This window comes from Amycolatopsis sp. NBC_00355 (assembly GCF_036104975.1).
Taxonomy (GTDB): domain Bacteria; phylum Actinomycetota; class Actinomycetes; order Mycobacteriales; family Pseudonocardiaceae; genus Amycolatopsis.
This window is the reverse complement of record NZ_CP107982.1, coordinates 1,857,102-1,869,155: the sequence shown is the minus strand read 5'-3', so window position 1 is coordinate 1,869,155 and position 12,054 is coordinate 1,857,102. Positions and strand designations below refer to the sequence as shown.

General features: G+C 73.6%; 14 protein-coding genes. 6 read left to right on the top strand and 8 right to left on the bottom strand.

Going from position 1 to position 12,054, the window contains the following annotated elements; all coding sequences use genetic code 11:
* Position 1: 1 nt before the first annotated feature.
* The 4 genes from OHS18_RS07480 to bla form a co-directional block, all read right to left on the bottom strand.
* The gene (locus OHS18_RS07480) at positions 2-127 is read right to left on the bottom strand and encodes a hypothetical protein (protein ID WP_328454631.1); all 126 of its coding nucleotides are present in this window, start codon (positions 125-127) and stop codon (positions 2-4) included.
* A 132-nt stretch (positions 128-259) separates the two neighbouring features.
* Entirely contained in the window at positions 260-1,018 is a 759-nt protein-coding gene (locus tag OHS18_RS07475; protein WP_328616428.1) for an ATP-binding protein, read from the bottom strand.
* Between the two features lie 454 nt (positions 1,019-1,472).
* Positions 1,473-2,057 carry a sigma-70 family RNA polymerase sigma factor gene (locus OHS18_RS07470; RefSeq protein WP_328454636.1) on the bottom strand — a complete coding sequence of 195 codons (585 nt, stop codon included), beginning with the start codon at positions 2,055-2,057 and terminating at the stop codon, positions 1,473-1,475.
* A gap of 137 nt (positions 2,058-2,194) precedes the next feature.
* Complete coding sequence (bla, locus tag OHS18_RS07465; protein ID WP_442875410.1) at positions 2,195-3,058, bottom strand: class A beta-lactamase; 864 nt, start codon at positions 3,056-3,058, stop codon at positions 2,195-2,197.
* Positions 3,059-3,213: 155 nt separating this feature from the next.
* On the opposite strand from bla, the gene OHS18_RS07460 reads away from it, so the two are divergent.
* The 3 genes from OHS18_RS07460 to OHS18_RS07450 are packed head-to-tail and all read left to right on the top strand — an operon-like array spanning position 3,214 to position 5,373.
* Positions 3,214-4,092, top strand: coding sequence for a LysR family transcriptional regulator (locus OHS18_RS07460; RefSeq protein WP_328616426.1), 879 nt, complete (start codon positions 3,214-3,216; stop codon positions 4,090-4,092).
* 9 nt (positions 4,093-4,101) lie between these two features.
* A complete protein-coding gene (locus OHS18_RS07455) occupies positions 4,102-5,004 on the top strand; it encodes a serine hydrolase (RefSeq protein WP_328616425.1) in 903 nt (300 codons plus the stop codon).
* A 42-nt stretch (positions 5,005-5,046) separates the two neighbouring features.
* Positions 5,047-5,373: an antibiotic biosynthesis monooxygenase family protein gene (locus OHS18_RS07450; RefSeq protein WP_328454643.1), complete on the top strand. Its 327-nt coding sequence runs from the start codon at positions 5,047-5,049 to the stop codon at positions 5,371-5,373.
* 806 nt (positions 5,374-6,179) lie between these two features.
* Here the strand turns inward: OHS18_RS07450 and OHS18_RS07445 are convergent.
* Positions 6,180-6,746 (bottom strand): isochorismatase family protein, encoded by a 567-nt coding sequence (locus OHS18_RS07445; RefSeq protein ID WP_328616424.1) that lies wholly within the window; start codon positions 6,744-6,746, stop codon positions 6,180-6,182.
* Positions 6,747-6,776: 30 nt separating this feature from the next.
* Positions 6,777-7,448: a TetR/AcrR family transcriptional regulator gene (locus tag OHS18_RS07440; RefSeq protein ID WP_328454647.1), complete on the bottom strand. Its 672-nt coding sequence runs from the start codon at positions 7,446-7,448 to the stop codon at positions 6,777-6,779.
* A 79-nt stretch (positions 7,449-7,527) separates the two neighbouring features.
* On the opposite strand from OHS18_RS07440, the gene OHS18_RS07435 reads away from it, so the two are divergent.
* A complete protein-coding gene (locus tag OHS18_RS07435) occupies positions 7,528-8,424 on the top strand; it encodes an MBL fold metallo-hydrolase (RefSeq protein WP_328616423.1) in 897 nt (298 codons plus the stop codon).
* A gap of 41 nt (positions 8,425-8,465) precedes the next feature.
* The gene (locus OHS18_RS07430; protein ID WP_328616422.1) at positions 8,466-8,768 is read left to right on the top strand and encodes a ribosomal protein L7/L12; all 303 of its coding nucleotides are present in this window, start codon (positions 8,466-8,468) and stop codon (positions 8,766-8,768) included.
* On the opposite strand, the gene OHS18_RS07425 is transcribed toward OHS18_RS07430, so the two are convergent.
* Complete coding sequence (locus OHS18_RS07425) at positions 8,765-10,591, bottom strand: FUSC family protein (protein ID WP_328616421.1); 1,827 nt, start codon at positions 10,589-10,591, stop codon at positions 8,765-8,767. The two genes, OHS18_RS07430 and OHS18_RS07425, sit on opposite strands and share 4 nt — an antisense overlap.
* 535 nt (positions 10,592-11,126) lie before the next feature.
* Positions 11,127-11,303, bottom strand: a complete 177-nt coding sequence (locus OHS18_RS07420; protein ID WP_328454656.1) for a CsbD family protein — start codon at positions 11,301-11,303, stop codon at positions 11,127-11,129.
* 214 nt (positions 11,304-11,517) lie between these two features.
* On the opposite strand from OHS18_RS07420, the gene OHS18_RS07415 reads away from it, so the two are divergent.
* Positions 11,518-11,877 carry a hypothetical protein gene (locus OHS18_RS07415; RefSeq protein WP_328454658.1) on the top strand — a complete coding sequence of 120 codons (360 nt, stop codon included), beginning with the start codon at positions 11,518-11,520 and terminating at the stop codon, positions 11,875-11,877.
* Positions 11,878-12,054: the final 177 nt, after the last annotated feature.

Here is a 12,054-nt window from a genome sequence, read left to right as displayed (position 1 = left end):
GTCAGCCGACGTGGTCGGCGAGCTGGGCGTTGTCGTAGACGGTGACCGTGTCGCAGGCCGGGCTGACCGACGAGGACGAGGCGCCGGTGACGATCAGGGCGATCGGATAGCTGTCGTACTGCCACACGCAGCTGCAGTGGTCCTTGCCCTGGCTGTCGGTCCACGCGCCGCGGACCGCCGAGCCGATGACCGTGGACGGGTTGTCCTTCAGCGCGAAGGTCTTCCGGTCGGCGCCCGTCGCGGTCCGGGTTTCCCGGAATCAGCCCGGTTCGCCGCGGTCGCGGTGCCGGGCCGAGGTGAGGACCGCCCAGACGACCTTGCCGCCGGACCACCGGTGGCTGCTGCCCCACACCTTCGCCGCGTGGGCGACGATGTAGAGGCCGAGCCCCGGGCTGCGGACGTCCGACCGCTCCAGCAGCACCGCGGGGCGCGGGTCGTCGTCCGCCACGGCCACGGTCAGCAGTCCCCGGCGCAGGTCGAGCCGCATCCGCGGGACCGACGACGTGTGCCGGACGGCGTTGTCGGCCAGCTCACCGGCGATCAGGGCGCCGTCGTAGATCAGCTCGGGCACGTCCCACTGCCCGGCCAGTTCGCGGACGAACGACCGGGCCAGCGGCGCCGCGTTGCCCGTGCGGGGCAGGGTCCGGTCCACCCGGTGCCGGACCGGTGTGCTCTGGTGGTGCTCGGCGGTCTCGACGTCCGGGTGCACCGCGACGAAGCGGTCGATCCCGGAGCGGTGGAGCAGCCGCAGGTGCGCGTTCCGGCTGGTGACCAGGGAAAGCGGGATGCCCGGCCAGTCGCCGATGCGCCGCGCGACCAGCGGGAAGACGCTGGCCGGCGCGAGCTCGCCCATCGTGAGCGCGGTGACGTCGGCGACGATCCCCGGCGGCGTGTCCGCCGCGACCTTGAGCAGCCCGTCCCGCAGCGACGCGTACCCGGGGAGGTCCAGCTCCCCGCTGACGGTCACCAGGGCACTGTCGGGCCGGGGTGTCAGGCGCAGCGTCAGTTCCGGAGGCACGAAGTCCTTCAGACCTGCCCCGCGCAACGTCGCCGGGTCGCCACCGCGGAAGGCTCCATGCCGGACCACGCTAGTCGTGATCGCGCGCCGCGGGGTACTCCGTAGCGACGAACCCGCGTTGCGCGCCAGAGGGACGCGTGGGGTACGACCGGCTTGGCGTTTCTCGTGTCGGGGGCGCGCTCGGCACCGACCTCGCCACAGCGTTCGCGCTGCTGCGCGGCCACGCCCGCCGCACCGGCCGGCGCCTGACCGACGTCGCCCGGGCGGTCGTCACGCGCGCCGAAGACGTGCGGCAGTTCCTGGGCTCCGAGGCCGACCGGGACCGACTGCCCGCTTGCCCGCGACGCGTTCGGCCCGGCGATGACCGGGACTGTCCACATCGGACCGGAGAGATGCCGGTCGCCGACGCGGAGTGTGCTCGACTTCGGTCGTCTCGTGCCGGGCCGCGCGTTCGTCAGACCGCGGCGTACCGGATCACCCGGCGCAGCCGGCGGATCGCGCGGAACTGGGCCACCCGCACCGCTTCCGGGCTCGGCATGCCGAGCAGCGCCGCCGTCTCCTCGGCGGAATAGCCGAGCAGCACCCGCAGCGTCACCACCTGGCGGTAGTGCCGCGGCAGCCGGTTCAGCACTCGCCTGACCTGCAGGTGTTCTTCGATCCGCGCGAAGTCGTCGGCCGCGGCCGGGAGGCGCCAGGCCGGGTCGGTCGCCGCCTCCGGGTCGGGGAGCGGGGTGAAGCGTTCGTGGCTGCGGTGGCGATCCCGGTGCACGTCGGCGGTCTTGTGCGCCGCGATGCCGAACACCCACGAGAGGAACTTGTCGGAGCGGTACCGGTAGCGCGGCAGGGCCACGAGCACCGCGAACAGCACTTCCTGGGTGCAGTCCTCGGCCGTCGTCGTCGCGTTCTCGCGGCCGAGCCGCTTGCGGCAGTAGGCGAGCACGATCGGCCGCAGCAGCCGGAAAAGCCGCTGGATGGCCTCGTGATCACCGCCGATCGCGTCGTGGACGAGCGGGACGTCCGGCGGCGGCGCTGGTCCCACGATGGTCTCCCGGGTCGGCACCGGGGCGGGAACGCCGCCGGCGCGCTCGGCCATCGGGGTCCGGGACGGCTCGCGTGGTCCCGTTCACCGTAGCGGAAGATCGACCTTCGAGTCCTTTGTGGAGGAACGGGACGCCGTCAGCGGAAGGTGTCGAGGGCGAGCGTGGCGGCGGCCGCGATCAGCCGGTCGTCGTACTTCGCGTCCTCCGTCTTCCGGTCCGACATGATCACGAGCACGATCGGCGCCCGCCCGGACGGCCAGACGACGGCGATGTCGTTGCGCGTCGCGTACGAGCCGGTGCCGGTCTTGTCGGCGACGGCCCAGCCCGCCGGCGCGCCCGCCCGGATCAGCGCCCCGCCGGTGGTGTTGGCCCGCATCATGCCGGTCAGCACCGCCCGCTTCTCCGGCGGCAGCGCCGAGCCGAGGGTGAACGCCCGCAGACTGGCGGCCATCGCCCGCGGGGTGCTGGTGTCCCGGATGTCCCCGGGCGCGAGGTCGTTGAGCCCGGGCTCGGTCCGGTCGGCGTGGGTGGTCGTGTCGCCGATCCCGCGCAGCGCGGCGCCGAGCCCGGCCGGTCCGCCGAGCTCGCGGAACAGCAGGTTCGCGGCCGTGTTGTCGCTGTAGCGCAGGGCGGCGTCCATCGCGTCGCGCAGGGAGATGCCGGTGTCGACGTGCTTTTCGGTGATCGGCGAGTACTCCTGCAGGTCGGCCCGGGTGTACCTGAGCACCTTGCCGAGTCCGGGCAAGCCGGTGCGCTGGAGCACGGCGCCCGAGGAGAACACCTTGTGCGTCGAGGCGTACCCGAAGCGGTCGTCGGCGTGCCGCGTGACTTCGCGGCCGCTGCCGGTGTCGATCGCGTAGACGCCGAGCCGGGCGTCGAACCGGGTCTCGAGCGCCGCGAAGTCCGGTTGCGCCACGAGGCTGGCGGGCGGCTGTGAAGACGACTGGGACGACGGCGTCCGCGCCGGGGGCGCGGCTTCCGGAGCGGCGCAAGCGGTCAGCGTGACGAGCGCCGTCGCGGCGAGCGCGGCCCTCCTGACGTGGGGGAACGACACGGCACTTCCTTTCGGTCTTGATCGGCTCTCGCAGTCTCGCCGCGTCCGCTCATGCTGTCCAAGACGGAAATGAACGGTTCGATGCCACAATCGCATAGAGTGTGGTGGTGGACCTGATCGGCGGCTGCAGGGCGTTCGTGAGCGTGAGCGAGGCCGGAAGCTTCACCGCGGGCGCGGCGGTCGCGCGGATCCCGCAGCCGGTCGCCAGCCGCCGGATCGCCGCGTTGGAACGCCACCTCGGCGAGCGGCTCTTCGACCGGTCGACCCGCCGGGCGACACTCACCCCGTTCGGCCGCGACATGCTGCCGTCGGCGAAACGCCTCGTGCGGCTGGCCGAGGCGATGGAACACGACGCCCGGCGCGCCCGGCTGCGGCCGATGCGGGTGGCCGTCCCGGACACCTGCGGCGTCCGCGACCTCGCCGAACTCGCCGCCGAGGCCCGCGCGCTGGAGGTCCACCTGGAGTTCCGCGCGGCGGCGCCGGGGGAGCGGGCCGAGCTCGTCCGCACCCAGGAGGTGCGCGCCGCGCTCGTCGCGGTCCCCGCCGAGGAGGGTGCGTGGACCGTCCCGCTGGGCCTGGCCGGGGTGGCGCCGCCGCCGTCGCGGGTCGTGCACCTGGAGACCCTGCGCGTCGGCCGGTCGGGTGGCGCACGCCGGTGTGTGTGGCTCCAGCCCGAGGACGACGTCCCGCACGTCCGCGACCGGGTCCTGCGGATCCGCGACGCCGTCGGCCTGCAACCCGCCCAGGTCGCCGTGGCCGGGTCGCTGACCTCGGCGGCGGCGGACGTCTTCGGCTCGGCGGACCTGCTGCTGTGCTCCGCCGCGCAGGCCGCCGACCTCGGGCTACAGTGGCGGCCGATCGGGGAGATCGACCTGGCGCGCGGCTTCGACGTCACCGCCGCGCTGGGGGAGGACGCCGACCGGCTGCGCACCGTGCTGTGGGCGCCGGTCGGGCGATGTCTCGGCGCGACCGGGGCTTGAGGGGGCGGGTTGAGCACCGAAACGCTGGTCCGGGAGCTGCGGGCGGAGCTGGCCGACGGCGGGCTCCGCGGCTCGTTCCTGGTCCGCGACCTGGCCTCCGGGCAGGAACTGGGGATCGACCCGGACCGGGTGTTCCCGATCGCTTCGCTGGTCAAGGTCCCGCTCGCGGCGGTGACCCTGGAGCGGATCCGCCGGGGCGAGCTCGACGGCGCGACCCAGGTCGAGATCGAGCCCGCCGGCATCACGACGCCGGGCCCGATCGGGCTGACCCGGTTCCGCCACCCGGCCCGCGTCGCCGTCGACGACCTGGTCTACCTGAGCACCTCCCTGAGCGACGGCGCCGCGGCCGACGTCCTGTTCGAGCTGACCCCGCCGGCCGACGTCACCCGGATGCTGGACGAGTGGGGCGCCCCCGGCATCGCCGTCCGCCACCCGATGCGCGACCTCGTCGACACCCCGGCCGAGCGGTTCGGGTCCGGCGACGTCGACCTGGCCCATTCGCTGGCCATCGGCGCGTCCACGGCCGGCCAGGGCCACCGGCTCGCACAACTGGACGTCACGCGCGCGAACGCCGCGTCGGCACGGGCGCTGCTCGACCTGCTGCAGGCCCTGTGGACGCCGTCGAAGATCGACCCGGAGGTGGCCGCCGGCGTCCGGGACCTGATGGGACTCAACGTCCTGCGCCACCGCCTGACGCCCGACTTCGCCTCGGACGCCGCGAAGTGGTCGTCGAAGACCGGGACGCTGCTGAACCTGCGGCACGAAGCGGGCGTCGTCGAACACGCCGGCGGCCGCACGTTCGGTGTCGTCGCCCTCACCGAGTCCCGCGTGCCGGCGGTGCTCCAGCCCGAGGCGGAGGTCCTGATGGCCCGGGTCGCCCGGGCGTTGCGGGACCACCTGCGCGCGGCCTGAAAACCGGTTGGGCGCGGCATTTCCGGCGCCTAGGCTCCGCGGGTGACCTTCACGAGACCCGAGCCGCCGTACTACGCCGTGATCGTCAGCAGCAAGCTGGACGCCGGCCACCTCGACGGCTACGCGCCGATGGACCAGCGCATGACCGAACTCGGCCGAGCCCAGCCGGGCTACCTCGGCCGCGAGTCGAAAACCGACGCGGACGGCCGCGAGCTGACGGTCCTGTACTACCGCGACGCCGAGTCGATCGCGGCGTGGAAGCAGCACCCGGAGCACCTCGAGGCGCAACGGCGGGGCCGGGAGCAGTGGTACGCGGACTACCACATCGAGGTCGCCAAGGTGGAGCGCGCGTACGGCTTCAAGCGCTAGCGCCCGGACCGGACCCCGACCGTTGTGCCGGTTCCGGTCGTGAGTGTTGAGGAGGGTTAGAACCGCCCTGAACACTCACGACAAGCTGCGGCAGACCATGTGAGCGGCGGCCGCGGTTTCGGGGCGCCGCACTCGCCGGGCTGAGCTGCTCTGCCCGCCGCGGGCCGGCTGCGCTGGCGTGGTCCGCCCGGCAGGTCGAATTGCTCGGCCGGCCGCAGGCCAGGCCGTAGTGGCTGGTGCGGTCGCCGAGCGGCGCCCGCCAGATCGGGTCGCGCCGCCCGCGGCGGGCAAGTCCGTGTTGGCTGGTGCGGTCGCCGATCGCCGAGCGGCGCAGGCCAGGTCTGCTCGCCGGGAGCAGATCGTGATGGTCGGCGTGGGTTGCCGAGCGGCGCCCGCGAGGTTGGGTTGCGTTGCCCGTGGCGGGCAGGTCCGTGTTGCCGGTTGCCAGTCGCCAGTCGCCAGTCGCCAGTCGCCGATCGCCGATCGCCGATCGCCGATCGGCGCAGGCCAGATCTGCTCGCCGCGGGCAGATCGTGATGGTCGGCGTGGGTTGCCGAGCGGCGCCCGCGAGGTTGGGTTGCGTTGCCCGTGGCGGACGGGTCCGTGTTGCCGGTCGCCGGTCGCCGGTCGCCGGGTGGCGCAGTGCAGCCCTGCTCGCCGCAGTCCAGGCCGTGGTGGCCGGCGCGGTCGCCGAGTGGCGCCCGCCAGGTCGCGCTGCTCTGCTCGCGGCCCGTCGTTCCGCGCCGGCCGGCACCGAACGCCCAACCGCGCGTGTCCGAGCGTGCGCCGTGGCCCACGCGCTCCGGTCAGACCGCCGCTTTCACCCCGAAGTCGACCTCCTCGGTCTTCACCGTGCCCGCCGTCCGCCCCGGCGCGGTCTGGAACTGCCAGTACAGGTTCGTGTGTGCGATGACCTGTCCCGGCGGGGGCGCGCCGTACGCCGAGAGGTCTTCGGTCGTGTGCGCGTCGGCGACCAGGGTCGCGTCGTAGCCGCGGGCGATCGCGCCGTGCAGGGTGGAGCGGATGCACGCGTCCGTCTGGGCGCCCGCCACCACCAGCCGGCCGATGCCTCGCGCGGCCAGCACGCTCTCGAGGTCGGTGTCCTCGAACGAATCGCCGTAGGCCTTGTGCACCAGCGGTTCCTCGTCGCGGCGGACGAGCTCGGGGATGTACTGCCAGGTTTCGCTGTCGCGCGGCAGCTCGGCGCTGGTGTGCTGCACCCACACGACGTCGACGCCCGCCGAGCGCGCTTTGTCCACCAGCGCCCCGATGTTGGCGACGACGGCCTCTCGGTCGTGGGCCTCCCGCATGACGCCGTTCTGCACGTCGACGACGAGCAGCGCGGTTTTCGGACGGTCGGTGAGTGTGGTCATGATCCCTCCCGGTGCGTGGTCGCGCCCACTCTAAGCGGGACCACCGACATTTTCGCGCGCTGCCCGCTCGGTGTGCGAAGTCCGGGGGAGCGGCCACGGTGAGGCCGGCTCGGGTTCCTGCTCCAGGCCGGTCAGCACGGCTCCGATCAGCCGCTCGGCCTGGCGGTCGATCGCGCGCGGGCCGTCGAACCGGACGAGGCCGTCGGCCAGGAGGGTGGCGAGGCCGTGCATCGCCGACCAGACGACGATCTCCGCCCCGGGCCGCGCCGACGCGGGCAAGCCGCCTTCTTCGGCCAGCCGGTCGAGTTCGGCCGCGAAGACGTCGTGCGGGTGCGGTGAAACCGGCTCGCCGGGTTCCGCGCGGTGTGCCGCGAAGATCAGCCCGGCGACCGCGGGGTCCTCGATCGCCCAGCGGACGTAGTCGCGCGCGGCCGCGACGAGCCGGTGCCGCGGGCCGCCCCGGGCGCGCGCGGCGGCGCGGGCCATGCGGTCGCCGAGGCGGGCGACCAGCCGGTCCGACAGGGCCCGGACCAGCGCGTCCCGCGACGCGAAGTGGTGGTAGGCCGCACTCGGGCTGACGCCGATCCGCACCGTCGCCTCCCGCAGGCTCCAGCCGTCGGCGCCGCGCTCGCGGACCAGCGCCTCGGCGCCGTCGAGCAGCGCGTCGCGCAGGTCGCCGTGGTGGTACCGCTCACGTGCCATGACGTCGATCTTAACACCGATCAGAATCTGTACTATGTTTAGATCAGGAACTGAACACCGATCAGATAGGAGCCCGGACATGACCGCAGACCTGCCCGATGTGACACAGGCGCCGCCGCCGATCGTGGGCGGCGAGCCGGTCGAGGTGGCCGGCGGCGTCTTCGTCCTGCGCGACAACCGGGTGCCGCTCGTGCCCAACATCGGCTTCGTGGTCGGTGACCGGGCGACGCTGGTCGTCGACACCGGCCTCGGCCGCCGCAACGGCGAATACGTGCTCGCACAAGCGAAGCGGCTCGCGAACGACCGGCCGCTGTACCTGACGACGACGCATTTCCACCCGGAGCACGGCTTCGGCGCGGAGGCGTTCGCCGGCGCGGCGACGATCGTCGCCAACCGGAGGCAACGCGACGAACTGGCCGGCAAGGGCGCCGGATATGTCCGGATGTTCAGCGGCCTCGGCGAAGCCATCGCCGCCGAACTGAAGGACGTCGCCTTCGTCGATCCGGACGTCGTCTACGAAGGCCGGGCGGAGCTCGACCTCGGCGGCCACCGCGTGGTGCTGCAGGAATGGGGCCCGGCGCACAGCGCGGGCGACCAGACCGTGCTCGTCGACGGCCGCGTGCTGTTCACCGGCGACCTCGCGGAGACCCGGATGTTCCCGATCGCGCCGTACTTCCCGCCGTACGACACCGACTTCGACGGCGCCCGCTGGATCGCCGCGCTGAGCGTGATGGCCGAGTCGGCCCCGGAAGTGGTCGTCCCGGGCCACGGCGAAATCGCGGACGTCACGCTGCTCCACGAGATCCGCGGCTACCTGGAGCACGTCCAGGCCGAGGTGACGCGGTTGAAGACCGCCGGCGCGTCCGCGGCGGAGACGGCGGCGAAGCTCGACGAGGACGCGCGGGCCCGGTGGCCGGAGTGGACCAATCCCGAGTGGATCGGCCTGGCGGCCACCGCGTTCCACGCCGCGGGCTGACCTTCCGGCGAACCGGACCGCGGCTCCGTACGATGTCCACCATGGACTACACGCTGCTGGCCGTCGTCGTGCTGGTCGCGGCCGTCGCCCTGGGGGCCTCGGCCAGCGATCGCCGGATCAACCGCATCGAGCGCCGCCTCTCGCGGATGGAACAGAAGCTCGACGCCATCGCCGGGCACCTCGGCGTCACCGTGGCGGAGCCGGCGCAGCCGCAGCTCGCGGACCTGCCCGAGGTGCGGAGGTACCTGCAGGAGGGCAAGAAGATCCAGGCGATCAAGGCCTACCGCGAGAGTACCGGCGCGGGTCTCAAGGACGCGAAGGACGCCGTCGAGCGGCTGGCCTAGCCGCCCAGGGCCGGGGCGGCGTGGCGGACGCGCAGGACGTCCGCGATCACCGTGTCGGCCACCAGGCGCTGCTCCTCGTCCAGCGGCTCGCCCGGTGCCGCGATCGCCGAGCCGCCCAACGCCTGCGCGGCCTCCGCGGTGAAGTCCGCCATCGGTGTCGGGCCGCCGCGCAGCAGCAACGCACCCGCCGACGCCGCGAGTCCGCGCAGACCTTCCGCGGCCGCGTCCAGCGCGGCCTGCTGATCGGGCCCGGGCGGCTTGCTCCCCGGCTCCGGCGCGCGCAGGTCCTGCTGGGCGCGGGCCGCGGCGCGGAACCGGGGAGCCAGGCGCCCGGCCGACTCGCCCCGCAGCACCGCCGCGACGGCGGTGAGCAGCTCACGGGTCGTGTCGACGGCTTCGTCGAACCGCTCGGCCAGCGACGGCTTCCGCACCCCCGGCACGGCGGCGAAGCCGAACAGCAGCGCGATCACGACGGCCAGCACCATCAACAGCACGTACTCCACCAGCAGCGTCCGCGCGTCGAGGTGCTTGGTCGCCGAGTTCATCCCGACGCTCATGAGCACCATGCACCCGTTGAACACCAGCGGCCGGCTCTGCATCAGCGGGAACCCGGCCAGCAGCGCGACCAGGGCGAGCGGCAGCAACGCGCCGGGCGGCAGCAGCCACAGCACCAGCGCCAGCACGACCGCGCCGCCCAGCGCGCCGCCGACCCGCTGCCACGCCTTGCTCAGCGTGTCCCGCCACTCCGGCTGCAGCACCGCGAACGTCGTCATGAGGAACGACACGGTGAGCGGATCGCCCGGCCGGAACCGCGCGACGATCAGGGCGAGCAGCATCCCGAGCGCGCACCGGACCGCGTGCCGCAGCTGAGCGGAACGCCAGGACAGCGCGCCCTCGGCCTCGCGGCGCAACGCCGCCCGCACGGCGGCGCGGGGAACGTCCACAACGGACTCGTCGCGCGTCAGCACGGCTCCGCGGACCGCGTCGACGCCGGACCACAGCTCGTCGACGAGCCGCCGCGTCTCACCGGGAAGGGCGACGCCGGTGCCGGGACGCTCGGCCGCGGGCAGGTCGTCCGGGACGTCCTTGACGCGGACGGCTTCGGCGAGCCGGCCGAGTTCGGCTTCCGCCGCGTCGAGGATCGTGCGGAGCGCGGCCGACTGGTCTTCGGTGAGCGTCCGCCGCCGGTCGTCGAGGACGGCGGCGGTGGCGCGCGCCCGCATCCCCGCGCCCAGGACTCGGGTCTGCCACTGCCGCGGCCGGTCGGCCAGCCACAGCCGCACGGCGCGTTCGGCGATGTCCTGGCCGCCGCCCGCGAGCGCGTCGGCCAGAGCCTCGCGCGTGGGCTTGCCGGGGTCGCCGATGCCGAGCAGCAGCCGCAGCACGATCGCCACCCCGACGGCGAGCGCGGGCGCGCCGATGATCTGCCCGGCGGTCGCGGTGCCGGTCAGCTGGAAGCCGTAACCGAACACCGACGCCATCCCCAGCCCGAGCCCGACCGTGACGAACCGCGGCCCGAGCGCGGGCAGCAGCGCGGCGGCGAACACGACGACGGTCAGCAGCGCGATCGCGGCGATGTCCGACACCGCGCCCAGCAACCGCGGCCCGGCCACGCCGGCGACCACGACGGGCGCGTAGCCGGCGAGCAGCACGAGGTCGGACCGCAGCGGCCCGCCCGTGGCGGCGATGAAGCAGAACAACGCCGTCAGCCCGGCGAGGATCACCGTGTTCCCGAGGCCGAACGCCACCCCGATACCGGCTGTCGCGCCGATGACGACCACCACGAACCCGAGCATCCCGACGCCTTTGACCAGGCCCTTCACCGCATCAGCCCTTCGCCTCGCGTACCGCCGTGATCATCCTGGCGCACCCGGGGCCGAAATGTGGGGTGCACTTGGTTCAAGTCGTCGGAACGAGATGCACGTGCTGGCGAAGCGGGGGATCCCGGGCGTCGCCGTCGGGGTCTTGGTGGACGGCGAAGAGGTCTACGCCTGCCACGGCGTGACGACGTCGAGGACCTGCGCCCGGTCGGCGTGTCACGGCGAGGGTGACGACGCGCTCGCCGCGTACGTTTCGTCGCTGACGGATCAGCTGCGCTGGGCTCGGTTCCACCTCGGCGACGGCCGCGCGGAGGACGGCACCCGCGGGCCGACCGTGCCGCTGCGGGCGAGCACGGTTCGACCAGGCCGTCGTCCGCCGGGCGCTCGAGCATGGCCTGCAGGGTCAGCGCGGGTACTTCAGCTGCGGCGAAGACGGCGCGGTGACCGGCGTCGACCTCGCGGGACGCCTGGTCACCCGGGTCTGAACGGCAAACCGCCGCACCCCGGGAGCCGGGGTGCGGCGGTCGGAAGAAACGGGTCAGTCCTTGACGCCCTTGACGGCGTCCTTGATCTTCTCGCCGGCCTGCTTCAGGGAGCCCTTGGCCTGCTCGGCCTTGCCCTCGGCCTGCCACTGCTCGTTGCCGGTGGCGTCGCCGACGGCCTCCTTGGCCCGGCCCTTCAGCTCTTCACCCTTGTTCTCGATCTTGTCGTTCACGGGCTGCACCTTTCGTCGGGCGACATTTCCGGATCGGCCTGTCACCACGAGGGCCTCCTTCTCCGGCTACCCGCTGCACGGCGACGTACACCTTTCTCGGTCATCCGGGTGACGTGAGGGCCGTCACGCCACCCGGACGTGCGCCGGGTCCGAACGAGAAAAGAGTGGCTCCCGAGTCCGAGTAGCGTGGACCGGGCAACGCCGAGGAGGCTGTGTGACGACGAACGGGGCCGGACGGCCGACCGCACCCTGCCGGTTCTGCGGCCGGCCGCCGCGACCGCGGGACCACCGCGTGCCCGGCCCGTCCGGCCCGATCTGTGTCGACTGCGTGCAGGCCGGCCTGTGGGTGATCCGGGACGGCGGGGAACGCCCGAACGAAGCCGGCGAAACCCTGGAAGCGGTCAGCTCGCCGCAGGCGCCGGTCTGCGAGTTCTGCAGCCGCCGGGAACGCCGCACGTTCCTCGGCTTCCGCCGCCCCCTGGTCCGCGTGCGCTGCGCGCCCCGCGACGCGGTGATCTGCGGCGACTGCCTCGACCACGCCGGTGACGCGCTGAACCTCGCCCTGCGTCAGTAGCCCGGTCGCGACGTCCCGGTCAGGACCGCGAGCCGGCCGCCGAGCTCCGTGAGGCCGGGATTGCCCGAACCGCGCGGCACGTGGTCTCGGCGGCGTGACACAGGACTGCTGTCCGGCGCGTCGAAGCCGGGCAGGGTCCCCATTCCCGACCCTGACGGGCCGGTGCCGCCGCGGGGA